The organism is Streptomyces cinnabarinus (assembly GCF_027270315.1).
Lineage (GTDB): Bacteria > Actinomycetota > Actinomycetes > Streptomycetales > Streptomycetaceae > Streptomyces > Streptomyces cinnabarinus.
This window is the reverse complement of sequence record NZ_CP114413.1, coordinates 6,490,771-6,517,448: the sequence shown is the minus strand read 5'-3', so window position 1 is coordinate 6,517,448 and position 26,678 is coordinate 6,490,771. Positions and strand designations below refer to the sequence as shown.

The 26,678-nt window shown below is 68.3% G+C and carries 15 protein-coding genes, 3 rRNA genes and 1 pseudogene; 5 read left to right on the top strand and 14 right to left on the bottom strand.

Going from position 1 to position 26,678, the window contains the following annotated elements; genetic code table 11:
- Positions 1 to 2: 2 nt before the first annotated feature.
- The 7 genes from STRCI_RS29640 to thyX all read right to left on the bottom strand — a co-directional run bounded on the left by STRCI_RS29640 (position 3) and on the right by thyX (position 10,135).
- A complete protein-coding gene (locus STRCI_RS29640) occupies positions 3 to 665 on the bottom strand; it encodes a DegT/DnrJ/EryC1/StrS family aminotransferase (RefSeq protein WP_269664679.1) in 663 nt (220 codons plus the stop codon).
- A 115-nt stretch (positions 666 to 780) separates the two neighbouring features.
- Positions 781 to 897, bottom strand: a 5S ribosomal RNA gene (rrf, locus tag STRCI_RS29635).
- 91 nt (positions 898 to 988) lie between these two features.
- Positions 989 to 4,113: ribosomal RNA gene (locus STRCI_RS29630) — 23S ribosomal RNA — on the bottom strand.
- 313 nt (positions 4,114 to 4,426) lie between these two features.
- A 16S ribosomal RNA gene (locus STRCI_RS29625) occupies positions 4,427 to 5,952 on the bottom strand.
- Together the 16S, 23S and 5S rRNA genes form the textbook arrangement of a ribosomal RNA operon.
- Before the next feature lie 494 nt (positions 5,953 to 6,446).
- Positions 6,447 to 8,132, bottom strand: a complete 1,686-nt coding sequence (locus STRCI_RS29620) for a ribonuclease J (protein ID WP_269662003.1) — start codon at positions 8,130 to 8,132, stop codon at positions 6,447 to 6,449.
- 152 nt (positions 8,133 to 8,284) lie between these two features.
- A complete protein-coding gene (gene dapA, locus STRCI_RS29615; RefSeq protein ID WP_269662002.1) occupies positions 8,285 to 9,184 on the bottom strand; it encodes a 4-hydroxy-tetrahydrodipicolinate synthase in 900 nt (299 codons plus the stop codon).
- Between the two features lie 210 nt (positions 9,185 to 9,394).
- Positions 9,395 to 10,135: an FAD-dependent thymidylate synthase gene (thyX, locus tag STRCI_RS29610; RefSeq protein WP_269662001.1), complete on the bottom strand. Its 741-nt coding sequence runs from the start codon at positions 10,133 to 10,135 to the stop codon at positions 9,395 to 9,397.
- A 194-nt stretch (positions 10,136 to 10,329) separates the two neighbouring features.
- Between thyX and STRCI_RS29605 the strand changes: the two genes are divergently transcribed.
- A complete protein-coding gene (locus STRCI_RS29605; RefSeq protein ID WP_269662000.1) occupies positions 10,330 to 10,518 on the top strand; it encodes a hypothetical protein in 189 nt (62 codons plus the stop codon).
- Between the two features lie 91 nt (positions 10,519 to 10,609).
- Positions 10,610 to 11,164: a PH domain-containing protein gene (locus tag STRCI_RS29600; RefSeq protein ID WP_269661999.1), complete on the top strand. Its 555-nt coding sequence runs from the start codon at positions 10,610 to 10,612 to the stop codon at positions 11,162 to 11,164.
- A gap of 59 nt (positions 11,165 to 11,223) precedes the next feature.
- Here STRCI_RS29600 and STRCI_RS29595 read toward each other — a convergent pair whose 3' ends face one another.
- The 5 genes from STRCI_RS29595 to rpsO form a co-directional block, all read right to left on the bottom strand.
- Entirely contained in the window at positions 11,224 to 11,667 is a 444-nt protein-coding gene (locus tag STRCI_RS29595) for a hypothetical protein (RefSeq protein ID WP_269661998.1), read from the bottom strand.
- Positions 11,667 to 12,431 (bottom strand): 4-hydroxy-tetrahydrodipicolinate reductase, encoded by a 765-nt coding sequence (gene dapB, locus STRCI_RS29590; protein ID WP_269661997.1) that lies wholly within the window; start codon positions 12,429 to 12,431, stop codon positions 11,667 to 11,669. The genes STRCI_RS29595 and dapB overlap by 1 nt, the downstream gene beginning before the upstream one ends.
- Positions 12,432 to 12,470: 39 nt before the next feature.
- Positions 12,471 to 13,850, bottom strand: a complete 1,380-nt coding sequence (locus STRCI_RS29585) for a M16 family metallopeptidase (RefSeq protein ID WP_269661996.1) — start codon at positions 13,848 to 13,850, stop codon at positions 12,471 to 12,473.
- Complete coding sequence (locus STRCI_RS29580) at positions 13,847 to 16,066, bottom strand: polyribonucleotide nucleotidyltransferase (RefSeq protein WP_269661995.1); 2,220 nt, start codon at positions 16,064 to 16,066, stop codon at positions 13,847 to 13,849. Before STRCI_RS29580 ends, STRCI_RS29585 begins: the two co-directional genes overlap by 4 nt.
- Positions 16,067 to 16,408: 342 nt before the next feature.
- A complete protein-coding gene (gene rpsO, locus STRCI_RS29575; RefSeq protein ID WP_015657483.1) occupies positions 16,409 to 16,696 on the bottom strand; it encodes a 30S ribosomal protein S15 in 288 nt (95 codons plus the stop codon).
- A 345-nt stretch (positions 16,697 to 17,041) separates the two neighbouring features.
- On the opposite strand from rpsO, the gene STRCI_RS29570 reads away from it, so the two are divergent.
- The 3 genes and pseudogenes from STRCI_RS29570 to STRCI_RS43575 all read left to right on the top strand — a co-directional run bounded on the left by STRCI_RS29570 (position 17,042) and on the right by STRCI_RS43575 (position 21,900).
- Positions 17,042 to 17,338 (top strand): DUF397 domain-containing protein, encoded by a 297-nt coding sequence (locus STRCI_RS29570; protein WP_269661994.1) that lies wholly within the window; start codon positions 17,042 to 17,044, stop codon positions 17,336 to 17,338.
- Between the two features lie 479 nt (positions 17,339 to 17,817).
- A pseudogene (locus tag STRCI_RS43580) lies at positions 17,818 to 17,898 on the top strand (SCO5717 family growth-regulating ATPase); the annotation flags it as partial.
- 1,662 nt (positions 17,899 to 19,560) lie between these two features.
- Positions 19,561 to 21,900: a nucleotide-binding protein gene (locus STRCI_RS43575; RefSeq protein ID WP_472926757.1), complete on the top strand. Its 2,340-nt coding sequence runs from the start codon at positions 19,561 to 19,563 to the stop codon at positions 21,898 to 21,900.
- A 69-nt stretch (positions 21,901 to 21,969) separates the two neighbouring features.
- Here STRCI_RS43575 and STRCI_RS29555 read toward each other — a convergent pair whose 3' ends face one another.
- Positions 21,970 to 22,929, bottom strand: coding sequence for a bifunctional riboflavin kinase/FAD synthetase (locus STRCI_RS29555; protein WP_269661993.1), 960 nt, complete (start codon positions 22,927 to 22,929; stop codon positions 21,970 to 21,972).
- A gap of 173 nt (positions 22,930 to 23,102) precedes the next feature.
- Positions 23,103 to 26,660 (bottom strand): trypsin-like peptidase domain-containing protein, encoded by a 3,558-nt coding sequence (locus STRCI_RS29550; protein WP_418953389.1) that lies wholly within the window; start codon positions 26,658 to 26,660, stop codon positions 23,103 to 23,105.
- Positions 26,661 to 26,678: the final 18 nt, after the last annotated feature.

Genomic DNA, 26,678 nt, shown 5'->3' with positions numbered 1-26,678 from the left:
GCTCAGACCGCAGGCTGGAGCAGTCCGCCCAGGGCATTGCAGGCAGAGACGATCCTCTGCATGTCCCGCTTGGTCAGCGCGGCGTCGACGGGAAGCGTCAGCGTCTCGTCGGCGGCCCGCTCCGTCTGCGGCAGCGACACACACCGCCGGTACTCCGGCAGTCGGTGCACGGGCGTCTTCACCGGCACCTTGCAGTCAACTCCCCGCGCCCGCACGGCGCGAGCGAAGGCATCCCGGTCGGGCCGCCCGTTCCCGGGCACGCGCACGACGTACTGCTGGTAGGTGTGCCCGTCACCCCCGTCGGGCGTCCACACACCCTTCAACTTCGAGTCCAGATAGGCGGCCCGCTGCCGCCGCTGAGCAATCTCGTCGTACGGCACCTCGGACTCGCCCTGTTCCAGTACGAGCAGCCCGTGCTGCTGTCCGATCCAGTGCAGCCGCGCGATATCGGCGGACCGCCCGAAGCGGTGCACGACCACGACAGCCGCGGTACGCGGGGTCACGACCGCCTCCACGGCGGCCGCGTCCAAGCAGTACGTCACCGGATCTATGTCGGCGAACACCGGAAGCGCCCCCGCCAGGACCACGGCCTCGGCGACCTCGGCGTTCCCGAAGGCCGGTACGACGACCTCGTCGCCGATGCCGACGCCGGCGGCTCTGAGCATTGCAGCAGTACCCATGCTTCGGATATTGGTTCCGCAACGTGAACTTGAGGTGACGGACAGCAAAAAAGGGTCAGACCCGAAACCGAAGTTCCGGGTCTGACCCTTATCAAGTTTTGTTCGGCGGCGTCCTACTCTCCCACAGGGTCCCCCCTGCAGTACCATCGGCGCTGTGAGGCTTAGCTTCCGGGTTCGGAATGTAACCGGGCGTTTCCCTCACGCTATGACCACCGAAACACTATGAAACTGTCGAACAATGCCGCACCACATCCATGGACGTGGGGCTGTTCGTGGTTTCAGAACCAACACAGTGGACGCGAGCAACTGAGGACAAGCCCTCGGCCTATTAGTACCGGTCACCTCCACCCATTACTGGGCTTCCAGATCCGGCCTATCAACCCAGTCGTCTACTGGGAGCCTTACCCCATCAAGTGGGTGGGAATACTCATCTCGAAGCAGGCTTCCCGCTTAGATGCTTTCAGCGGTTATCCCTCCCGAACGTAGCCAACCAGCCATGCCCTTGGCAGAACAACTGGCACACCAGAGGTTCGTCCGTCCCGGTCCTCTCGTACTAGGGACAGCCCTTCTCAATATTCCTGCGCGCGCAGCGGATAGGGACCGAACTGTCTCACGACGTTCTAAACCCAGCTCGCGTACCGCTTTAATGGGCGAACAGCCCAACCCTTGGGACCGACTCCAGCCCCAGGATGCGACGAGCCGACATCGAGGTGCCAAACCATCCCGTCGATATGGACTCTTGGGGAAGATCAGCCTGTTATCCCCGGGGTACCTTTTATCCGTTGAGCGACGGCGCTTCCACAAGCCACCGCCGGATCACTAGTCCCGACTTTCGTCCCTGCTCGACCCGTCGGTCTCACAGTCAAGCTCCCTTGTGCACTTACACTCAACACCTGATTGCCAACCAGGCTGAGGGAACCTTTGGGCGCCTCCGTTACTCTTTAGGAGGCAACCGCCCCAGTTAAACTACCCATCAGACACTGTCCCTGATCCGGATCACGGACCCAGGTTAGACATCCAGCACGACCAGACTGGTATTTCAACGACGACTCACCGCGAACTGGCGTCCGCGTTTCAAAGTCTCCCAGCTATCCTACACAAGCCGAACCGAACACCAATATCAAACTGTAGTAAAGGTCCCGGGGTCTTTCCGTCCTGCTGCGCGAAACGAGCATCTTTACTCGTAGTGCAATTTCACCGGGCCTATGGTTGAGACAGTCGAGAAGTCGTTACGCCATTCGTGCAGGTCGGAACTTACCCGACAAGGAATTTCGCTACCTTAGGATGGTTATAGTTACCACCGCCGTTTACTGGCGCTTAAGTTCTCAGCTTCGCCCGACCGAAGTCGGACTAACCGGTCCCCTTAACGTTCCAGCACCGGGCAGGCGTCAGTCCGTATACATCGCCTTACGGCTTCGCACGGACCTGTGTTTTTAGTAAACAGTCGCTTCTCGCTGGTCTCTGCGGCCACACCCAGCTCGAGGAGCAAGTCCTCTCACCAGACATGGCCCCCCTTCTCCCGAAGTTACGGGGGCATTTTGCCGAGTTCCTTAACCATAGTTCACCCGAACGCCTCGGTATTCTCTACCTGACCACCTGAGTCGGTTTAGGGTACGGGCCGCCATGAAACTCGCTAGAGGCTTTTCTCGACAGCATAGGATCATCCACTTCACCACAATCGGCTCGGCATCAGGTCTCACCCTGTATAAGTGGCGGATTTGCCTACCACTCGGGCTACACCCTTACCCCGGGACAACCACCGCCCGGGATGGACTACCTTCCTGCGTCACCCCATCACTCACCTACTAACCGCTTGGTCCGGCGGCTCCACCACTCCCCTCAACTCCGAAGAGATCAGGGCGGCTTCACGGCCTTAGCATCACGATGCTCGATGTTTGACGCTTCACAGCGGGTACCGGAATATCAACCGGTTATCCATCGACTACGCCTGTCGGCCTCGCCTTAGGTCCCGACTTACCCTGGGCAGATCAGCTTGACCCAGGAACCCTTAGTCAATCGGCGCAAACGTTTCTCACGTTTGTATCGCTACTCATGCCTGCATTCTCACTCGTGAACCGTCCACAACTCGCTTCCGCGGCTGCTTCACCCGGCACACGACGCTCCCCTACCCATCACGATCCCCGTTGGGGGTATATATCGCAATGACACGACTTCGGCGGTACGCTTGAGCCCCGCTACATTGTCGGCGCGGAATCACTAGACCAGTGAGCTATTACGCACTCTTTCAAGGGTGGCTGCTTCTAAGCCAACCTCCTGGTTGTCTCTGCGACTCCACATCCTTTCCCACTTAGCGTACGCTTAGGGGCCTTAGTCGATGCTCTGGGCTGTTTCCCTCTCGACCATGGAGCTTATCCCCCACAGTCTCACTGCCGCGCTCTCACTTACCGGCATTCGGAGTTTGGCTAAGGTCAGTAACCCGGTAGGGCCCATCGCCTATCCAGTGCTCTACCTCCGGCAAGAAACACACGACGCTGCACCTAAATGCATTTCGGGGAGAACCAGCTATCACGGAGTTTGATTGGCCTTTCACCCCTAACCACAGGTCATCCCCCAGGTTTTCAACCCTGGTGGGTTCGGTCCTCCACGAAGTCTTACCTCCGCTTCAACCTGCCCATGGCTAGATCACTCCGCTTCGGGTCTTGAGCGCGCTACTATGTCGCCCTATTCGGACTCGCTTTCGCTACGGCTTCCCCACACGGGTTAACCTCGCAACACACCGCAAACTCGCAGGCTCATTCTTCAAAAGGCACGCAGTCACGAGACGAAGAGCAAGCTCTCCGTCCGACGCTCCCACGGCTTGTAGGCACACGGTTTCAGGTACTATTTCACTCCGCTCCCGCGGTACTTTTCACCATTCCCTCACGGTACTATCCGCTATCGGTCACCAGGGAATATTTAGGCTTAGCGGGTGGTCCCGCCAGATTCACACGGGATTTCTCGGGCCCCGTGCTACTTGGGTGTCTCTCAAGCAAGCCGCTGACGTTTCGACTACGGGGGTCTTACCCTCTACGCCGGACCTTTCGCATGTCCTTCGCCTACATCAACGGTTTCTGACTCGCCTCACAGCCGGCAGACTGTGAAAGAGAGATCCCACAACCCCCACGACGCAACCCCTGCCGGGTCTCACACGTCGTAGGTTTGGCCTCATCCAGTTTCGCTCGCCACTACTCCCGGAATCACGGTTGTTTTCTCTTCCTGCGGGTACTGAGATGTTTCACTTCCCCGCGTTCCCTCCACACTGCCTATGTGTTCAGCAGCGGGTGACAGCCCATGACGACTGCCGGGTTTCCCCATTCGGAAACCCCCGGATCAAAGCCTGGTTGACGACTCCCCGGGGACTATCGTGGCCTCCCACGTCCTTCATCGGTTCCTGGTGCCAAGGCATCCACCGTGCGCCCTTAAAAACTTGGCCACAGATGCTCGCGTCCACTGTGCAGTTCTCAAACAACGACCAGCCACCCATCACCCCGAACCCTTAACGGTCCGAGTGCACTGGGGCCGGCATCCGAAGACAGACCTTTACGGCCGTGCCCTCAGACACCCAACAGCGTGCCCGGCACACTCCCCGCTTCCCTCAACGTTCCACGCTCCGAAGAGCAGTACTGGAAGGAGAAGACGGTCAAGTGTGCCGAATAATCAACGTTCCACCCATGAGCAACCAGCACCGGACATTCGCCGATGTACTGGCCTCTGGACTGCCGAGGCAGCCTAGAAGTGCTCCTTAGAAAGGAGGTGATCCAGCCGCACCTTCCGGTACGGCTACCTTGTTACGACTTCGTCCCAATCGCCAGTCCCACCTTCGACAGCTCCCTCCCACAAGGGGTTGGGCCACCGGCTTCGGGTGTTACCGACTTTCGTGACGTGACGGGCGGTGTGTACAAGGCCCGGGAACGTATTCACCGCAGCAATGCTGATCTGCGATTACTAGCAACTCCAACTTCATGGGGTCGAGTTGCAGACCCCAATCCGAACTGAGACCGACTTTTTGAGATTCGCTCCACCTTGCGGTATCGCAGCTCATTGTATCGGCCATTGTAGCACGTGTGCAGCCCAAGACATAAGGGGCATGATGACTTGACGTCGTCCCCACCTTCCTCCGAGTTGACCCCGGCGGTCTCCTGTGAGTCCCCATCACCCCGAAGGGCATGCTGGCAACACAGAACAAGGGTTGCGCTCGTTGCGGGACTTAACCCAACATCTCACGACACGAGCTGACGACAGCCATGCACCACCTGTACACCGACCACAAGGGGGCGCCCATCTCTGGACGTTTCCGGTGTATGTCAAGCCTTGGTAAGGTTCTTCGCGTTGCGTCGAATTAAGCCACATGCTCCGCTGCTTGTGCGGGCCCCCGTCAATTCCTTTGAGTTTTAGCCTTGCGGCCGTACTCCCCAGGCGGGGAACTTAATGCGTTAGCTGCGGCACCGACGACGTGGAATGTCGCCAACACCTAGTTCCCACCGTTTACGGCGTGGACTACCAGGGTATCTAATCCTGTTCGCTCCCCACGCTTTCGCTCCTCAGCGTCAGTAATGGCCCAGAGATCCGCCTTCGCCACCGGTGTTCCTCCTGATATCTGCGCATTTCACCGCTACACCAGGAATTCCGATCTCCCCTACCACACTCTAGCTAGCCCGTATCGAATGCAGACTCGGGGTTAAGCCCCGAGCTTTCACACCCGACGTGACAAGCCGCCTACGAGCTCTTTACGCCCAATAATTCCGGACAACGCTTGCGCCCTACGTATTACCGCGGCTGCTGGCACGTAGTTAGCCGGCGCTTCTTCTGCAGGTACCGTCACTTTCGCTTCTTCCCTGCTGAAAGAGGTTTACAACCCGAAGGCCGTCATCCCTCACGCGGCGTCGCTGCATCAGGCTTTCGCCCATTGTGCAATATTCCCCACTGCTGCCTCCCGTAGGAGTCTGGGCCGTGTCTCAGTCCCAGTGTGGCCGGTCGCCCTCTCAGGCCGGCTACCCGTCGTCGCCTTGGTGAGCCATTACCTCACCAACAAGCTGATAGGCCGCGGGCTCATCCTTCACCGCCGGAGCTTTCGACCCTCACAGATGCCTGCGAGAGTGATATCCGGTATTAGACCCCGTTTCCAGGGCTTGTCCCAGAGTGAAGGGCAGATTGCCCACGTGTTACTCACCCGTTCGCCACTAATCCACCCCGAAGGGCTTCATCGTTCGACTTGCATGTGTTAAGCACGCCGCCAGCGTTCGTCCTGAGCCAGGATCAAACTCTCCGTGAATGTTTTCCCGTAATCGGGACGACACCACGAGAGCGGAACAGTCGGAGGAATGATCCGACCGTTCACAGCGTCCTCGCTGTGTTATTTCAAAGGAACCTCGTCCTCCCGAACGGGAGAGACGGGGTATCAACATATCTGGCGTTGATTTTTGGCACGCTGTTGAGTTCTCAAGGAACGGTCGCTTCCTTTGTACTCACCCTCTCGGGCTTTCCTCCGGGCTTCCCTTCGGTCTTGCGTTTCCGACTCTATCAGATCTTTCCGATCCGATTTCCTCGGTGCTTTCCAGGTTCTCGCTCTCGCGTTTCCCTTTCCGGCGGTTCCGACTTTATCAGAAGTTCCGAGTCGGATTTTCCATCCCCTTCGGGGACTTGTTCCGGCGCACGAAGCGGCCGGGTGCCCGTTGAGGTGGAGCCGTAAACGTACTGGAGCGGGGCGCCCCGTTGCAAATCGAGGCGCCCCGCTCCGGGTTCACGCGGCTGAGGACCGACGGTCCGTCAGACCTCCACCACCACCGGCAGGATCATCGGCCTGCGGCGATAGGTGTCGGAGACCCACTTGCCGAGCGTGCGGCGGATGAGCTGCTGGAGCTGGTGGGGCTCCACCACGCCGTCCTGGGCCGACCGCTCCAGGACCTCCGTGATCTTCGGGATGACGTCCCCGAAGGCGGAGTCCTCGATGCCGGAGCCGCGGGCCTGGATGTGCGGGCCGCCCGTGATCTTGCCGGTGGACGAGTCCATGACCACGAAGACCGAGATGATGCCCTCGTCGCCGAGGATCTTGCGGTCCTTCAGAGCCGGCTCGCCGACATCGCCGACGGAGAGGCCGTCGACGTAGACGTAACCCGCCTGGACCTTGCCGGAGATCTTGGCCTTGCCCTCGATGAGGTCGACGGCCACGCCGTCCTCGGCGATGACGATGCGGTCGTGCGGGACACCTGTGAGGGCGCCCAGCTCGGCGTTGGCGCGCAGGTGGCGCCATTCGCCGTGCACCGGCATCAGGTTCTTGGGGCGGCAGATGTTGTAGAAGTACAGGAGCTCGCCCGCGGACGCGTGGCCGGAGACGTGGACCTTGGCGTTGCCCTTGTGGACGACGTTCGCGCCCCAGCGGGTCAGGCCGTTGATCACGCGGTAGACCGCGTTCTCGTTGCCGGGGATGAGCGAGGACGCCAGGATCACCGTGTCGCCGTCGACGATGCGGATCTGGTGGTCCCGGTTGGCCATGCGGGACAGGGCCGCCATGGGCTCGCCCTGGGAACCCGTGCAGACGAGGACCACCTCGTTGTCCGGGAGGTCGTCCAGCGTCTTGACGTCGACCACCAGGCCCGGCGGGACCTTCAGATAGCCCAGGTCCCGCGCGATCCCCATGTTGCGGACCATGGAGCGGCCCACGAAGGCGACGCGGCGGCCGTACTCATGGGCCGCGTCCAGGATCTGCTGGATGCGGTGGACGTGGCTGGCGAAGCTCGCCACGATGATCCGCTTGCGGGCGCCGGCGAAGACCTGCCGCAGGACGTTGGAGATGTCCCGCTCGGGCGGGACGAAGCCCGGGACCTCCGCGTTCGTCGAGTCGGCGAGGAGGAGGTCGATGCCCTCCTCGCTCAGACGCGCGAAGGCGTGCAGGTCGGTGAGGCGGCTGTCCAGCGGGAGCTGGTCCATCTTGAAGTCGCCGGTGTGGACCGCCATGCCCGCGGGGGTGCGGATGGCGACGGCCAGGGCGTCCGGGATGGAGTGGTTGACCGCGATGAACTCGCAGTCGAAGGGGCCGATGCGCTCGCGGTTCCCCTCCGCCACCTCAAGGGTGTACGGGCGGATGCGGTGCTCCTGGAGCTTGGCCTCGATCAGGGCGAGGGTCAGCTTGGAGCCGATCAGCGGGATGTCCGGCTTCTCGCGCAGCAGGAAGGGGACCCCGCCGATGTGGTCCTCGTGGCCATGGGTGAGGACGATGCCCTCGATGTCATCGAGGCGGTCCCGGATGGACGAGAAGTCGGGCAGGATCAGGTCGATTCCGGGCTGCTCCTCCTCGGGGAACAGCACTCCGCAGTCGACGATCAGCAGGCGGCCGCCGTACTCGAAGACGGTCATGTTCCGGCCGATTTCGCCGAGGCCGCCGAGCGGGGTGACCCGCAGGCCGCCTTCGGGGAGCGGCGGGGGCGAGCCGAGTTCAGGATGCGGATGACTCAAAAGACTCTCCTCAACCACGCGCGCCACGTACCGGTAGGGCACGTGGCGCGCGTGACGTTCGTGCAGAAGCAGTTGTCGTTGTGGCGCAGGCACCGGTGGCCTGCTTATTCAGTTGTGAAGTCGGTGCGCGGTCGGCCGCGCGAAGTCTGTTGTCAGAGCTGTACCCCGCCCGCGGCAAGATCGATCTTGAGCTGTTCGATCTCTTCGGGTGAGCACTCGACCATCGGGGCGCGCAGCGGTCCGGCGGGCAGGCCCAACTGGGTGAGTGCGGCCTTGGTGGTCATGACGCCCTGGGTGCGGAACATGCCCGTGTAGACCGGGAGCAGCTTCTGGTGGATCTCGGTCGCCTTCTGGACGTCACCGCTGGTGTACGCGTCGACCAGGGCGCGCAGCTCGGGGGTGACGACATGGCCGACGACGGAGACGAAGCCGACCGCGCCCACGGAGAGCAGGGGCAGGTTCAGCATGTCGTCGCCGGAGTACCAGGCCAGGCCGGAGCGGGCGATGGCCCAGCTGGCGCGGCCGAGGTCGCCCTTGGCGTCCTTGTTGGCGACGATCCGGGGGTGCTCGGCGAGCCGGACGAGTGTCTCGGTGTTGATCGGGACGCCGCTGCGGCCGGGGATGTCGTAGAGCATCACCGGCAGCTCGGTGGCGTCGGCGATGGCCTTGAAGTGCCGGTACAGGCCCTCCTGCGGGGGCTTGTTGTAGTACGGCGTGACGACCAGGAGGCCGTGGGCGCCGGTCTGCTCGGCCTGGCGGGCGAGCTGGAGGCTGTGGTGGGTGTCGTTGGTGCCGACGCCGGCGACGACATGGGCCCGGTCGCCGACCGCCTCCAGTACGGCTCGTACGAGATCCGATTTCTCCGCGTTGCTGGTGGTGGGGGACTCGCCGGTGGTGCCGTTGATGATCAGGCCGTCGTTGCCTGCGTCCACCAGGTGCGCGGCGAGCCGCTGGGCGCCGTCGAGGTCGAGTGCGCCGTCCGCCGTGAAGGGCGTGACCATAGCGGTGAGGACCCGCCCGAAGGGGGTCTGCGGAGTGGAGGTCGGAGCCATGGGTTACACGCTACTCGCTGCTCAAGGCGTGGTCTGCCCTAGGGGTGCGGGAAAAGTCAGGACAAAGATGGAGCCCGGCACTGCCTGCTCGGGGGTTCAAGCAGTGCCGGGTCCGTTTGATCAGGCTAGATGAACTTCTCTAAATGCCGCAATACGGACACTTCGTGAGGCTGATGCGCACATCTGTACCGGGCCGGGAACGCGGGTGCGTTACGGCGCCACACGTCCGTTCGCATTGAAGGCCGCGTGGGTGAGCGGCATGAGCCTGGCCCACTCCGCCTCCATCTTCTCGCCGACCATCTCGATCTCCCGCTGCGGGAAGGAGGGCACCTTCGCCAGCTCGTGCTGGGTGCGCAGGCCGAGGAAGTGCATCAGCGAGCGGGCGTTGCAGGTGGCGTACATCGAGGAGAACAGGCCGACGGGCAGCACCGCGCGGGCGACCTCGCGGGCGACGCCGGCGGCGAGCATCTCCTGGTACGCCTCGTAGGACCGGCGGTAGGAGTCCTCCATGGCGTGGCCCACCAGCTCCTGCTGGGCCTGGGTGCCCTCCACGAAGACGTACTTGCCCGGGCGGCCCTCCTGGACGAGCTTGCGGGACTCGCCGGGGACGTAGAAGACCGGCTGGAGCTCCCTGTACCGGCCGGACTCCTCGTTGTACGACCAGCCCACGCGGTGCCGCATGAACTCGCGGAAGACGAAGATCGGGGCGCTGATGAAGAAGGTCATCGAGTTGTGCTCGAAGGGGCTGCCGTGCCGGTCCCGCATCAGGTAGTTGATGAGGCCCTTGGAGCGCTCGGGGTCCTTCTTCAGCTCGTCCAGGGACTGCTCACCGGCGGTGGAGACACGGGCGGCCCACAGCACGTCTGAGTCGGCCGCGCTGTGCTTGACCAGCTCGACGGTGACATCGCTGCGGAAGCTGGGCTTGAGATCGTCGGCGGGGGTGTCGGTCACGACTCGGAGGGTCCTTCCATCACTTCACTCGGGCGGCGCCCACTCTACGGCCCGGCACTGACAGTGAGGTGTTCGGTCCCGGTCCGGCACGAGTTCTGCGAAATCAGGGGAAGAGGGCACCTTTTGGGGTTCTCGTGCGTCTGTCTCAGTGAGAACGATTCGTTCGAACTGTCCGTTAGGAGCCGCAACCCCCGATGTTCCAGAGCAATGTCACTCCCCCGCCCCGCGAGCGGGCGACCGCCGGGCAGATAGCCGGGCGGTGGCTGCTGGGTCTGACCATCGTGTCCGCGCTGGCAGGGTCGCTGATCCTCGGGACGCCGGCGCTCTCCCAGGACCAGGCACCGCAGCAAACGCAGCAGACGCAGGCGACAGACGGTCGCTGACCCCATCCGGACCCCCGAGGGTGGTGGGCGCGGAGCTGTGTCGATAGCCTCACCGGGCACAGCCCCAGCATGGATTGAGTGAGGACCAGCCGTGCCCCTGCCCTTCCTGACGGCCGACCGAGCCTTCGAAGCAGCCGACGATGTCGCGCTGCCCTTCGACGACCGTGACCGCTGGCGGCGGCCCTACCGTCCCGGGCCATGGCGCGTGGGCGCGGCCGCGCTGCTGCTGCTGCTCGCCTCCTATGTGCTCTTCGCGGCGGTCATCATCGCGCTGACCGGCACTCCGAGTTCGGCCGCGGTGGTCTTCGGCATCGCGCTGGTCGTGATCTCCGCCTCGCTGCGGCTGCTGCGGATGGGCGTGTGGGTGAGCGCGCGGGGTGTGCGCCACGTCGGCTTCTTCGCCACGCGTACGGCGCCCTGGGACCGGGTCGTCGCGGTGCGGACGGTGCAGCAGCCGGTGCGCTGGCTCGGGCTGCCGCGGACCGTGCAGGGGCAGGCCCTGGTCCTCGCACGCTCCGATCGGGCCGCGGAGGATCTGGCGCCGCTGATGACCACGCACAACTCGGACTTCCTGGGGCGTCCGGACGCGTTCGACCGGGCCGCGGACACGGTCGAGGCCTGGGGCTCGGAGAACGGCCGCGGCTGACTCACGAACGAAGGGCCCGGTCCACGGAGGTGGACCGGGCCCTTCGTCGTACCGCCGACTCAGCGCGTCGCTTCCCGCAAGGTGATCGCGCGTTGCATCGCCTTGCGGGCGCGTGGGGTGTCCCGGGCGTCGTGGTAGGCGACGGCAAGGCGGAACCAGCTGCGCCAGTCCTCGGGCGCGTCCTCCGTCTCGGCCTTGCGGCGGGCGAAGACCTCGTCGGCCGAGTCACGGTCGATCCGGCCGCTCGGCGTGCGCTTCAACTCGTCGACGGGCAGGCCGCCCTCGGCGTCGAGTTCCGCGGCGAGGGCGTTGGCCTTGCGGACGAACTCGGTGTTCTTCCACAGGAACCACACGCCGATCACCGGCAGGATCAGCACCGAGACGCCGAAGGTGACGGTGAGCAGGGTGCCGGCCTTGATGAGCATGACGCCCCGGCTGCCGACCAGGACGAAGTAGACCAGCAGGACGGCTGCCGTGAGGGCGTAGGACAGTTTGGCGCGCATCAGCTATCAGCTCGGCCCAAGTCCAGGAAGTGTTCCAGGCCGAAGGTCAGGCCCGGGGTGGTGACCACGCGGCGGGCGCCGAGCAGGATGCCCGGCATGAAGCTGCTGTGGTGCAGGGAGTCGTGGCGGATGGTCAGGGTCTCGCCCTCGCCGCCGAGGAGGACCTCCTGGTGGGCCAGCAGGCCGCGCAGGCGGACGGAGTGGACGGGGACGCCGTCGACGTCCGCGCCGCGCGCGCCGTCCAGCGCCGTCTCCGTGGCGTCCGGCGCCTCGGCCGTGCCCGCCGCGCGCCGCGCCTCGGCGATGAGCTGGGCCGTGCGGGTGGCGGTGCCGGAGGGAGCGTCGACCTTCTTCGGGTGGTGCAGCTCGACGACCTCCACCGACTCGAAGTAGGGCGCGGCGATCTGCGCGAACTTCATGTTCAGCACGGCCCCGATGGAGAAGTTCGGCGCGATGAGCACACCGGTCTCCGGGGAGTCGGCGAGCCAGCCGTTCAGCTGCGCGAGGCGCTCCTCGGTCCAGCCCGTCGTACCGACGACCGCGTGGATGCCGTGGCTCAGGCAGTAGTCGAGGTTGGCCATCACCGAGTCGGGCGTGGTCAGTTCGACGGCGACCTGGGCGCCGGTCTCGGCCAGGGTCTCCAGCTTGTCGCCCCGGCTCAGGGCGGCGACCAGCTCCATGTCCTCGGCGGCCTCCACGGCCCGTACCGCCTCGGAGCCGATCCGGCCCTTGGCACCGAGGACCGCCACTCGCAGCTTGCTCATCTTCTTGCTTCCTTCGGGAGGGGCTTACGCGGGAGAGGCTTACGCGACCGCATCGTGCAGACGGGACGCCTGCTTGTCCTTCAGCGGGCCGATGACCGACAGCGAGGGCCGCTGTCCGAGGACGTCCCGGGCCACCGAGCGGACGTCGTCCGGGGTGACCGAGGCTATCCGGGCCAGCATGTCGTCGACGGACATCTGCTCGCCCCAGCACAGTTCGCTCTTGCCGATACGGTTCATCAGCGCGCCGGTGTCCTCCAGGCCCAGGACCGTGGAGCCCTGGAGCTGGCCGATGGCACGGCCGATCTCGTCGTCGGAGAGTCCCTGCTGGGCGACGTGGTCGAGTTCGTCGCGGCAGATCTTCAGCACGTCGTGCACCTGCGAGGGCCGGCAGCCGGCGTAGACGCCGAACAGTCCGCAGTCGGCGAAGCCGGAGGTGTACGAGTACACGCTGTACGCCAGGCCGCGCTTCTCGCGGACCTCCTGGAAGAGCCGGGAGGACATGCCGCCGCCGAGGGCGGTGTTGAGCACGCCCAGGGCCCAGCGGCGGTCGTCGGTGCGGGCGAGGCCGGGCATACCGAGGACGACATGGGCCTGCTCGGTCTTGCGGCCGATCAGCTCGACGCGGCCGGAGGCGCGCAGGGTGCGGCGGCCGTCGCGCGGGGCGATGGGCGCCGCGTCGGGGTTCTTCAGGGCGCCGGACTTCTCGAAGGCGGCGCGGACCTGTCGTACGACCTTGTTGTGGTCGATGTTGCCGGCGGCCGCCACGACCAGGTGGGTCGGGTCGTAGTGCTTCTTGTAGAAGCGGCGGATGCGGTCGGCGGTGAGGGCGTTGACGGTGTCGACCGTGCCGAGGACCGGGCGGCCGAGGGGGTTGTCGCCGAACATGGTGTGCGCGAACAGGTCGTGCACACAGTCGCCCGGGTCGTCCTCGGTCATGGCGATCTCTTCGAGGATCGCGCCGCGCTCGACGTTGACGTCCTCTTCGAGGATGAGCGAGCCGGTCAGCATGTCGCAGACGACGTCGATGGCGAGCGGCAGGTCGGTGTCGAGCACACGCGCGTAGTAGCACGTGTACTCCTTCGCCGTGAACGCGTTCATCTCGCCGCCGACGGCGTCGAGGGCGGAGGAGATGTCCAGCGCGCTGCGCCGCGCGGTGCCCTTGAAGAGCAGGTGCTCCAGGTAGTGCGTGGCGCCGTTCAGCGACGGCGTCTCGTCCCGGGAGCCGACATGGGCCCATATGCCGAAGGTCGCCGAGCGGACCGAGGGCAGGGTCTCGGTGACGATGCGCAGGCCGCCCGGGAGGGTCGTCTTACGGACCGTGCCGATGCCATTGCTGCCCTTGATCAGGGTTTGGGTACGGGCGACGGCCCGCGCCTCCGAAGAGGTGCGGGCCGTCGTCGTGGTGCTACGCGACGTCACTTGTCGGTGTCGTCCTTCTTGTCGTCGGCCGACTCCTCGCCCTCGATCACGGGGATCAGGGAGAGCTTGCCGCGGGAGTCGATCTCGGCGATCTCGACCTGGACCTTGGCGCCCACGCCGAGCACGTCTTCGACGTTCTCCACGCGCTTGCCGCCGGCGAGCTTACGGATCTGCGAGATGTGCAGCAGACCGTCCTTGCCCGGGAGCAGGGAGACGAACGCACCGAAGGTGGTCGTCTTCACGACCGTGCCCAGGTAGCGCTCGCCGACCTCCGGCATGGTCGGGTTGGCGATCGAGTTGATCGTGGTGCGGGCGGCCTCGGCGGCCGGGCCGTCGGAGGCCCCGATGTAGATGGTGCCGTCGTCCTCGATCGTGATCTCGGCGCCGGTGTCCTCCTGGATCTGGTTGATCATCTTGCCCTTGGGGCCGATGACCTCACCGATCTTGTCCACGGGGATCTTCACGGTGATGATCCGCGGGGCGTTCGGGGACATCTCGTCCGGCGTGTCGATCGCTTCCATCATCACGTCGAGGATGTGGAGGCGGGCGTCACGGGCCTGCTTCAGCGCGGCGGCCAGGACCGAGGCGGGGATGCCGTCGAGCTTGGTGTCGAGCTGGAGGGCGGTCACGAACTCCTTGGTGCCGGCGACCTTGAAGTCCATGTCACCGAAGGCGTCCTCCGCACCGAGGATGTCGGTGAGGGTGACGTAGTGCGTCTCGCCCTCGATCTCCTGGGAGATCAGGCCCATGGCGATACCGGCGACGGGGGCCTTCAGCGGCACACCGGCGTTCAGCAGCGACATGGTGGAGGCGCAGACCGAGCCCATGGACGTCGAGCCGTTGGAGCTCAGCGCCTCGGAGACCTGGCGGATCGCGTAGGGGAACTCCTCGCGCGTCGGCAGGACCGGGACCAGGGCGCGCTCGGCGAGAGCGCCGTGGCCGATCTCGCGGCGCTTCGGGGAGCCGACGCGGCCGGTCTCGCCGGTGGAGTACGGCGGGAAGTTGTAGTTGTGCATGTAGCGCTTGCGCGTCACCGGCGACAGCGTGTCGAGCTGCTGCTCCATACGGAGCATGTTGAGGGTGGTGACGCCCAGGATCTGGGTCTCGCCACGCTCGAACACCGCGGAGCCGTGCACGCGCGGGATGGCCTCGACCTCGGCGGCGAGCGTACGGATGTCCGTCACGCCACGGCCGTCGATGCGCTTCTTCTCCTTGATGACGCGCTCACGGACCAGGGTCTTGGTCAGCGAGCGGTACGCGGCGGAGATCTCCTTCTCGCGGCCCTCGAACTCCGGCAGGAGCTTCTCGGCGGCGAGCGCCTTGACGCGGTCCAGCTCCGACTCGCGCTCCTGCTTGCCCGCGATCGTCAGCGCGGAGGCGAGCTCCGGCTTGACGGCGGCGGTCAGCGCCTCCAGGACGTCGTCCTGGTAGTCGAGGAAGATCGGGAACTCGCCGGTCGGCTTGGCGGCCTTCGCGGCGAGGTCGGCCTGGGCCTTGCAGAGCACCTTGATGAAGGGCTTCGCGGCTTCCAGACCGGCGGCGACGACCTCCTCGGTCGGCGCCTCGGCGCCGCCCTCGACCAGCTTGATGGTCTTGTCGGTGGCCTCGGCCTCGACCATCATGATCGCGACGTCGCCGTCCTCCAGGGTGCGGCCCGCGACCACCATGTCGAAGACGGCGTCCTCGAGCTCGGAGTGCGTCGGGAAGGCCACCCACTGGCCGTTGATCAGCGCGACGCGGACGCCGCCGATCGGGCCGGAGAAGGGCAGACCGGCCAGCTGGGTGGAGGCCGAGGCGGCGTTGATCGCCACGACGTCGTACAGGTGGTCCGGGTTGAGCGCCATGATCGTGGCGACGACCTGGATCTCGTTGCGCAGGCCCTTCTTGAAGGACGGGCGCAGCGGGCGGTCGATGAGGCGGCAGGTGAGGATCGCGTCCTCGCTCGGCCGACCCTCACGGCGGAAGAAGCTGCCGGGGATCTTGCCGGCGGCGTACATCCGCTCCTCGACGTCCACCGTCAGCGGGAAGAAGTCGAGCTGGTCCTTGGGGTTCTTGGAGGCGGTGGTGGCCGACAGCACCATGGTGTCGTCGTCCAGGTACGCCACGGCGGAACCGGCGGCCTGCTTGGCCAGGCGGCCCGTCTCGAAGCGGATGGTGCGGGTGCCGAAGGCGCCATTGTCGATGACGGCCTCGGCGTAGTGGGTCTCGTTCTCCACTAGCGTTTTCTCCTCGTCTTTCGTCCCTGTCCCGCCCGTGTGGCAGGGGGACGGTTGCGGAGAAGCGCGCCGGGCTGTGCGGGCCGGTCTTCGATCGAAGCACCCGGGGCTCGCTTCCCCCCGGGGGCCACTACCGAGGACCGGCGGCGGCGAGGTGCGCTTCTCCTCGTTCGTAGTCGTGACGTCGCCATACCCGGCGGGCAGGGTCTGTCACGCTGTGTCGTACGTGCTGTGTCCTAGGTATTGCGTTGTGCTACCACACTACAAAGCGTCTGTGACACTCCGCACGTACAGCAAAGGGAGCGGCCCCCTGTAGATGGGAACCGCTCCCTTCACGGCGTCTTACTTGGCGCCCGCCGCACCGCGGCGGATGCCCAGGCGGTCGACCAGCGCACGGAAGCGCTGGATGTCCTTCTTCGCCAGGTACTGCAGGAGGCGACGGCGCTGACCGACCAGGATCAGCAGACCACGGCGGGAGTGGTGGTCGTGCTTGTGGGTCTTGAGGTGCTCGGTCAGGTCCGAGATGCGGCGCGAGAGCATGGCGACCTGGACCTCGGGGGAGCCGGTGTCGCCCTCCTTCTGACCGAACTCGCTGATGATCTGCTTCTTCGTAGCGGCGTCGAGCGGCACGCGTACTCCTCGTAGTCTTCGAAAATTGCCACCGAGTGCCCCCGGTCTGTGTCTCGGGGGAGCTTCCGTTACTCGGGAGGCGGGGATCCGCTGGGCGCGGCCTCCAGAGCCTTCGAGGGGCTCCGGGGGTGCGTACACAAACGGCCGTCACTCAGGGTACCAGCCAGAGGTGGGCGCCCTTGCATCGGTTCCGGAACCGGGCTGTCGGCGGAGGCTGGGCCACTAGGGTGAGCGCGCCGATCATGGGGACGTCGGGGTCGTCCGTACATCGGGGTCGTCCGTACATCGGGACGGACCGTACGTCGAATGATCCATACGTCGGAAGTCTGGAAGGGGTCGCTGGACATGGCGGAGACGGAAGCGGAGATCAAGGCGCGCAAGGAGCGGGAGCGGGACGAGCTGTACGCCCTCGACATCTCGGGCGTGCGGTGGGAGAGCGCGCCGGGCACGGAGTCGCACGAGGAGCGGGTCGAGATCGCCCAGCTGCCCGGCGGCGCGGTGGCCATGCGGTCCTCGCTCGAACCGGAGACGGTGCTGCGGTACACCGAGGCGGAGTGGCGGGCCTTCGTGCTGGGCGCGCGGGACGGCGAGTTCGACCTGGAGCCGGCGCGGGGCGACGGGGGCGCGGCCGCCTCGGAGTGAACGGGTGGTGGTCGTAGGGGTGTTTGTCGCGTAGGTAGTAGAGGCATACGTGCAGCGCGCTCCTGCGATCGCCAACCCGCTTGCCGTCCGGGCTGGTTCGGCGAGGGGTGTGGCGGGGTGCTCCGAGGAGTGGTGTGGCGAGTCGTTCGGGACGAACTTGATTGCTTGCTTCGGTTTCGTTCCGGATTGTTCACAGGTGTCGCCCGGTTTGTTCACCAATGAGACGGCTGCGTACGTCACTTCGGGGCAGGCTGTGACGCAGTGGGCTGTTGCTCGGGGGTGGACGGGCCTGCCGGGCTGATGCCTGTGGTGATTAGGCTGGGACCGGGCGCGACGCCAGAACCCGTGGACCGGGCGTCGGCGTCCCAGGGGGAGAGCCGACTGGAACGGACGACCTCGAACGACTTCGGACGACTTCGAACGACGAGCATGGTCGCCCCGGCACGGCATGGGGGTGCTCGACCACACCAGGAGGAATTGTGAGCAGCGATCGGGACGGGATCCGCGGGGGCTGGGCCACACCCGGCGATGACCAGCCCGACGCGGAGTCGGCGAACGAGGTCACGGGTGAGTTCACCATCGACTACGCGCCGCCTGCCTGGTACACCCAGAACGCGAGTGGCTCCGCCGGTTCGGGGGGCTCGGGTTCCTCTGCCGGTACGGCATCACAGGGGCCGGGTCAGGGTCAGGGGCAGGGTCCGGCCTCGGGTGAGGCGGCCGCCGCCCCGGGGGCTTCGTTCACTCCTTCTCCTACGTCGCTGCCGTCGTCCCTGCCGGGTTTGACGCCGCCGGTTCCGCAGGGGTCGCCCGCGCCGGGCGCGCCCTTCACGCCGCCGGCTCCGCCCGCGCCTGCGCCTGGGGCGCCTTTCACGCCTCCCGCTGCTCCCGCGCCCGGGGCGCCGTTCACGCCGCCTCCGCCGGCGGCCGGTGGACCGGTCGCCGTGCCCAGGCTGCCGGTGGGCAGTGGCTTCGAGCCGCAGGTGACGCCTCCGCCGAGCGAGGGAGCCTCGCCTACGGCTGTACCGAACATCCCGGTGTCCCAGTGGAGCGCACCGGCTTCCGCCCCCTCCGAAGCGACGTCCGCCGCTCCGGCCGCCGAGGAGTCCGACTCCGGGAACGGCGATCTGGAGAGCGGCGCGACGATGCGCTTCTCCTCGGTTGCCCTGAAGAGGGAGATCGAGGAACGGTCGGCTGCTTCGGCCGAGGTCCGGGAAGAGGTTGCGGGCTCCGTCGGCGGTACGGCTGAGGCGTCACCCGAGTTGACGGGGGCGCCGTCGGTCGAGGGCTCGGATGCGTCGGAGGCTGACGGTGGTTCGGGGCAACTGGATCCGGGCGTGGCGGACGCCGAGCCGGTGAGTGCCGGAGCGGCCGACGTCGAGCCTGCGGATGTGGAGGTGCCGGACGCGGAGCCCGCCGAGGACGGGCCGGCGCAGGTCGAGCCGGCGGACGCGGGGCTGGTGAACGCCGAGCCGGAGAGCGCGGGAGCGGCCGACGCCGAACTGGCGGACGCGGAGCCGTCCGAGCCTGTGAACGCGGGGCCGTCGGAGGACGGGCAGGCTTCTGCAGGGCTGGTCGGCGCGGAAGCCGAGGGCACCCCTTCGGTGGATGCCGCGCCGGTCGTCGCGGAAGCTGAGGACACAGCGGCTGCCGACGCGGAAGTTGCGGATGCCGGGGAGGAGAACCCGGGATCGGTGAACGCTCAGTCCGCGAACGCCGGTTCGACCGACGCGGCAACTGCGGAGGCCGAGCCGGCGGAGGGCGGTCCTGCCGGTTCCGAGCCCGCGGACGCCGAGCTCGTCGACGCCGGTCCCGCCGGCTTCGAGCCCGCGGACGCCGAACTGGTCGACGCCGGTCCCGCCGGTTCCGAGCCGACGGACGCCAAGCTGATCGAGGACGGCTCGGCCGCTGCCGAACCCGCCGACGCCAAGCTGGTCGACGCCGATCTCGTCGGTGCCGAGCCCGCCGACGCCCAGCCCTCTGAGCCTGAGCCGGCGGACGCCGAGCCTTCGGACTCCGTGCCGGAGGATGCCGTAGCCGAAGACGCCGTGCCCTCGGACAGGGACCTGACCGAGGCCGCACCGGCAGACGCCGTACCGCAGGACGCAGTGCCCGCCGACGCCGTACCGGAGGACAGCGCGCCGCAGGACGCCGTCCCGGCGGTTGCCGATGCCCCGCAGGACGCGCCGCCCGCCTGGACTCCCCCGCAGGCACCGCAGCCCGGGATGCCCCCGCTGCCGCCTTCGTACCAGCCCGCCGCCCCGGCCGCCGCGCCGCAGTGGCCCGCACAGCCGCAGCAGCCGACGGCTCCCGCCGAGCCCCAGGTCGCGCCCGCCGCGCAGCAGCAGCCCGCGCCCACCCAGCAACCGCAGTTCCAGCCGCAGGCCCCGCAGCCCGCGCCCGCCACCTGGAACCAGCCGCCCGCGGCCCCGCCGGCGGCCGCCGCACCGCAGCAGCCGGTCCCCGGCTTCCCGCAGCAGCCCGGGGTCCCGGCTCCCGCGCCGCAGGGTGCGTACGGATTCCCGCAGCCGGGAACGCAGCCCGCACAACCGACCGACGCGCCCGCCCCGCAGGGCGGCTACGGCCTCCCCCAGCCCGGCGCCCCGGTGCCCGCGCAGCCGGGTCAGCCGACCGACAACCCTGCCCCGGCGCCCACGCCGCAGGCCGGATACGGCTTCCCCCAGCCCAGCGCCCCGGTGCCCGCGCAGCAGCCTCCGGCACCCCTACCGACCGACAACCCTGCCCCGGCACCCACACCGCAGGCCGGACACGGCTTCCCGCAGCCGGGAACACAGCCCACCCCGCCCGCACAGCCGACCGACGCACCCGCCCCGCAAGGCGGCTACGGCTTCCCCCAGCCCGGAACGCAAGCCGCTGCCGCGCCCAACTCGCAGGGCGGTTACGGATTCCCGCAGTCCGGCGCCCCGGCCCCAGCCTCGCCCCCCGGTCAGCCCGCCCCCAACTCCCCCGCCCAGCCCAGCGGTTACGGCTTCCCGCAGGCGCCCGGCCAGCAGGGCCCCGTGCCCGGCCAAGGCGCCGTACAGCCCGGCATGCCCCCGCAGGCCCAGCCGCAAGCGCAGCCTCAGCCCAACGCACCCCAGCCGGGCCAGCCGCCGCAGGCCCCCCATGGCCTCCCGCCGCACGGTCAGCCCCAGCCGGGGATGCCGCCGCAGGCCGGTGCATCGCCGCAGGCCCACCCGGGCGTGCCGCCGCAGGCCGACGCGTCGCAGCACGGGGGCGTACCCCCGCAGGGACAGGCTCAGCCCGCCGCACCCCCGCAGGGCCAGCCCGGCATCCCCCCACAAGGCCACGTCGCCCCGCACCAGCCCGCTCCCGTCGACCCCAGGGCCGGGGCCGCCTGGCCTCAGCCGGTTCAGCATGATCAGCGGCAGCCGACCAATCCGGGGGCCGCGCCCCTCGGTTACACCGCTGCCGTGGAACTGTCGTCGGATCGGCTGCTCAACAACAAGAAGCAGAAGGCGAAGAGCGGGCGGCCCGCAGCCGCCGGTGGCCGGTTCAAGATCGGTGGGAAGAAGGAGGAGGCCGAGCGGCAGCGGAAGCTCGAACTCATCCGGACGCCCGTGCTGTCCTGCTACCGGATCGCCGTCATCAGCCTGAAGGGTGGGGTCGGCAAGACCACGACCACCACCGCCCTCGGGTCCACCCTCGCCACCGAGCGGCAGGACAAGATCCTCGCCATCGACGCCAACCCGGACGCCGGTACCCTCGGCCGCCGCGTGCGTCGCGAGACCGGGGCCACCATCCGTGACCTCGTCCAGGCGATCCCGTACCTCAACTCGTACATGGACATCCGGCGGTTCACCTCCCAGGCCTCGTCCGGGCTGGAGATCATCGCCAATGATGTCGATCCGGCCGTGTCCACCACTTTCAATGACGAGGACTACCGGCGCGCCATCGACGTGCTCGGCAAGCAGTACCCGATCATCCTCACCGACTCCGGCACCGGTCTGCTCTACTCCGCCATGCGCGGTGTGCTCGACCTCGCCGACCAGCTCATCATCATCTCGACGCCCTCCGTGGACGGCGCCTCCAGTGCCAGTACGACGCTGGACTGGCTGTCCGCCCACGGGTACGCCGATCTCGTCTCGCGCTCCCTCACCGTCATCTCCGGTGTGCGCGAGACCGGGAAGATGATCAAGGTCGAGGACATCGTCAGTCACTTCGAGACCCGCTGCCGCGGTGTCGTCGTCGTGCCCTTCGACGAGCATCTCTCCGCCGGTGCCGAGGTCGACCTCGACATGATGCGGCCCAAGGTGCGGGAGGCGTACTTCAACCTCGCGGCGATGGTCGCCGAGGACTTCGTACGCCATCAGCAGGCGCACGGGCTGTGGACCAACGACGGCAACCCGCCCCCGGTGGCGGCCCCGCCGATGCCCGGCCAGCCCCTTCCCGGTCAGCCGCAGCAGCCTTATCAGCCCGGGCAGCCCGTTCCGGGTCAGGGTCAGTACATGCCCGGACAGCCTGGGCAGGCCCAGCAGCCCGGACAGCCCTACCCGCAGCAGGAACAGCCGCCCTACCCGTATCCCCAGCCGCCCCAGCAGTAGAGCCCCGACGCAAAGGGCGGCCGGTGCCCGTCAGGCACCGGCCGCCCTTTGGCGTCGTAGCAGCCGCCGTCAGCGGTCGCCCGCCTCCGCCGCGGCCGTCAGTTCGCGGCTGACCTTGATGTCCTCGCCCATCCGCTCGATCAGCGCGTCCAGCGAGTCGAACTTCACCTGGCCGCGGACGTAGGCCAGGAAGTCGACGGCGACATGCAGGCCGTAGAGGTCGAGCCCGACCCGGTCGATGACATGCGCCTCGACCGTGCGCTCCGTGCCGTCGAACGTCGGATTCGTGCCGACGGAGATCGCGGAAGGCATCATCTCGCCCTGGGCGTGCAGCCAGCCGGCGTACACACCGTCCGCGGGGATCGCGGTGTGCGGAAGGGTCTCGACGTTCGCCGTCGGTACGCCCAACTCCCGGCCCCGCTGGGCGCCACGCACCACCACGCCCTCGACCCGGTGCGGGCGGCCCAGGATCTCCATCGCGCCCTCGACATCGCCCTCGCCGACCAGCCGCCGGGTCAGGGTCGAGGAGAACGGCTGGCCGCCGCCCGCCTCGCCGGACACGAACAGGTCGACGACCTCGACCTCGAAGTCGTACGTCTTGCCCAGCTCGGCCAGGAACACGACGTCACCCGCCGCACGGTGGCCGAAGCGGAAGTTCGGGCCCTCGACGACGGCCTTGGCGCGCAGCTTGTCGATGAGGACCTTCACGATGAAGTCCGCCGGGGAGAGGTTGGAGAACTCCGTGGTGAACGGGAGGACCAGGACCGCGTCCACGCCCAGGTCCGCCATGAGTTCGGCCCGCCGGTGGTGCGGGGCCAGCAGGGGCGGATGGGTGCCCGGGCGCAGCACCTCCTTGGGGTGCGGGTCGAAGGTGACGACCACCGCGGGCAGGCCCAGTTCGCGGGCGCGGTCCACGGTGTGCTGAATGATGAGCTGGTGTCCGCGGTGGACACCGTCGTAGGAACCGATGGTGACGACGCTGCGCCCCCAGTCCTGGGGGATGTCCTCCAAGCCACGCCAGCGCTGCACTGTGACCGCTCCTTGTCGAACCCGTGTCCGTCACTACCTTCTACGCAGGTCTAAGGGTGCCATGCCGTGTGCTCCCGCCCCGCATCGGCATGGAGGCTGTGACGGTTCGCACGTGACGCGATCCAGTCAAACTCAAGCAGGCCCGGTGCGGGATCCGGTCCGGGCCGATCCGCTCAGGCGGGGACGCGGGCGCCCGCCAGGTTCTCGATCATGCGCCGGGTACTGGGTCCCACCACGGCCGCCCAGTCCTGCGGCGCGTCGGTGAGCCACCCCGCCACCCGGGCGGCGAAGCCGGGCACATGACGGCCGAGGTCGACAAGACCGCGGTCGAAACGGGCCGCGCCGTCCGGGGTGCGGACGAGCAGGAGTCCGGTGCGATGGACCAGGTCACGCAGCCCTTCGCCGTCCCGCTGGGCGGCTGCGTGCAGTACGGCGTCCAGAACGGCCGGATCACGCTCATGGGCGAGAACGACATCCAGAAGTTCCTGGCGCAGGGGGCGGGAGCCGGGGGCCCCGGGGATCGCGAGGACGCCGGCCAGGGCGGCGCGTACCGGCTCGGGGCCGCCGTCCAGGAGGCTGGTGACCAGCGGGAACAGTACGGCTCGGGCGGCCGGGCCCTGGTCCAGGCGGCGGTCCACGTACGCGGCGACGTCCCCGGCCCGCTCCGGCCGCAGCTCCACCGCCTCCCGGACCAGGGCGGCGACCCGGCCGGACAGCGAGGGCGTGGTGACGTCCGCGAGGGTGCGCAGAGCCGGGCCCGCGTCCGGGCGGCGCAGCCGCTCCCGGAAGGCGTCGAGGACCAGGTCGGGGTGGGTGGTCAGGGCTCCGACCAGGGCGCTCGGCGGGAACTGCGGGTCGCCGGCCGCGAAGTGCCGCAGCGCGAGCGGGAGGTGCCGGGCACGGGTGTGCGGGTCGCGGACGAGGAGGGCGAGCGCGCCGCCGTGCAGGGTGCAGTCGGCGGGGCGGGCGAGGAGGGCGAGGGCGGCGTAGCGCAGGAGTTCGCGGTCGGCGGTGGTGCGGACGTGCGGGGCCGCGCGCAGGCCGTACGCCACGGCCGCGACCCGTCGCGCGGGCCGCTCGTCGTGCGCCCATCGGTCGACGGCCCGGCAGATCGCGGACGGCTCCTCCTCCGCCAGCACGGCGAGCAGTTCGTCGGCCCGCCGGTGCCCCACCCCGACGAGTGTCTCGGTCAGATCGTCCAGCGCGCCGTGCCGATGCGTGTGCAGCAGCGCCTGCGCGGCCCGCGCGACGGTCGCGTGCGGCGTCGCGGGCAGCGGACGGTCGTCGTGGAACCAGCGGGTGAGGTGCGGTTGTACGGCGGTGGCGTCGGCGACGAGGAGCCGGGCTGCGGCGTCCAGGTACCGGGGGCCCGTCCTGGTGTCCGCGAGGACCAGTCGGCGCAGGAGGTCGAGGCGAGCCTCCTCCGGCAGCGGCAGGGCGGTCCAGAAGTCCGGGCCGAACTCGGCGGGCACGGGCCGCTGTCGCTGTCGCCAGGTCACGATGCGGTCGGTGAGCAGGTGCAGGACGTCGGTGTACGGGGTCGCGTCGGGGACCCTCAGCAGGGTCTGCGAGAGGAGGCGGGCGGCCCACCAGGAGTGCGGGTCGGCCTCCAGGGCGTGGGCCAACTCCTGGAGCCGGAGGGCGAGTTGGAGGGGGGTGTGCTGGCGGGCGAGGAGGAGCAGGGCCTCGACCACCGGTCCGATGCGGTGGTGCGGTACGGGGAGGGGGTGGTGGTTCTCCGTGCGGCGGCGGTGGACCAGGGCGCGCAGGGCCTCGTCCAGGTCGAGGTGCATGCCCTGGATCCAGTCGGCGAACTCCTCGTGGGCGAAGCGGTAGCCGTTGCCGGCGGGGACGAGGAGGCCCTCGGTGAGGACGGCGGAGGCCCAGCCGGTACCGCCGCCGAGCCGTGCGGGCGCCGGGCCCCAGGGGAAGACTGCCTCGAACGAGGTGCGGTCCAGTTCGCCCTGGCCGGGGCCGAGGCTGCGGCGGGCGGCCTCGTGGACCTGGCCGGAGACCTTGGCGGCGAGGCGTTTGACGGCGGTGCCCCGGAGGCCGTTCTCGGCGGCGAGGCGTACGGCGATGCGGAGGGACATGAGGTCCAGGTGGGCGGCTAGGACGTCGTCCCTGGCGATGCGGGTGCGGGGGGCGTCGGGGAGGGCTGTGCGGACCTCTGAGAGCAGGCGGAGGGTGAGGGGGTGGCGAGCGTCTCGTGGGGTGAGGGCGGTGTCGGGGATGCGGTAGCGGGTGCGGGCGAGTTGCGCTTCGTCGGGTGTGAGTTCCCCCAGCCGCACGCACCCCGCGAGCCGCCGGCTGTTCTCGCCCCCGCCGCCCCTGCCCGTCCCGTCCTGAAGGGGCTCCGCCCCTTCGGCCCCGATCGGCCCTGAAGGGGCCTCGTCCTCGAACGCCGGACAGGCTGAGAAATCGGCCTCGTCCTCCTCGGCCTGGTCGGCTCCTCCGGCGTAGAGCATCTCTGCCGGGAACATCGCCCCCGCCCCCTCCCAGTACTCCTCCCTGCATGCCACCACCAGCCGCGCACCCGTCTCCCGGAGCCAGTTGGCTGTGCCGGTGGTCCAGTCGGACAGGCGGTGGGAGAGGAGTGGCGGCATTTCCTCGGGGCTGTCGAGGAGGAGAAGCAGGGGGTGAGGGATGGCTCGGGTCAGGCGTTCCGGGGTCAGGTCGCCCAGCGCCTCCGGCGCCGTCCCTCTGGACGCCGCGATGATGCGGGCCGCCCGGGAGAGTGCTCGGGTCGCCGCGTCCGCCACCGACGTGTCGTTCTCCTTCAGGTCGGCGCCGCGCAGCCACAGTGTCGGAGCGGGGTCCGGGCCCCGGTGGCGGCGGGCGGCGAGCGCGGCCAGTTCGGTCGTACGGCCGCTTCCCGGCGGGCCCACGAGGGCGAGCACGGAGGCGTCCGTGGCCGCGGTGAAGGTGTCGAACTCCCTTGCGGGACGGGCCCGTTCGACAGGCGCCGCGTCCGTCGGGCCCGGCGGGCCGTCCTGGCCCACCGTCGTCGCCGTCAGTTCCAGGACGCCCGCGAGGTTCAGGTCGGCGCCGTAGGAGGGGACCGTGGTCGCGTTCTCGGAGAGAAGGGCGGACAGCGGGCCGGGGGCCGGTGGGCGGAGTGGGATCGCGAAGCCCTCGTCGCGCCGGCCGCTGCGCAGTGCGGTGCCGAGGACGGCGATGACCGCGCCCGTCTCGGCGTCCAGGACCGGGCCGCCCGCCGCTCCTCCCCCGAGGCGCAGCGCGTCCCGGCCCGCCGTGCCGATCGCCAGTTCCAGGGCGTCGGAGAGATGGTGGACACGGTCCGTGGCGGTGTAGGTCACCGGGGTGGTGCCCAGGACCCGCGCCTCGCGCCAGCCGCCTGCCGCGATGCGGACGTAGCGACCGGGCTCCGGGCGCCCCCGGACCGTCACCGGCAGCGGCGCCGCGCCGAGACCCTGGGTGCGGACCAGCGCGAGGCCGAGGGTGGGCAGGGCGGTGATCGCGTCGGCCGTCACCTCGCAGCCGCGCTCCCCGGTCGTGGTCAGCACCAGGCGGGGCAGACCGTCCACCGCCTCATGGCTGGTGAGCACCGTGCCGTGGTGGTCGGCCACGAAGCCGAGGCCGCGCAGGCGCCCGGCGAGATCGTGGATGCGGACCAGGGCGCCGTCGGCGTCCCGGGTGAACCCGGACATCCGCGCGCCGTCCTCCGGTGTCCCGTGGCCGTCCCTGGGCCCCGGGCCCCGTCCCGCCATGGTCGAACCTCCCCTCCG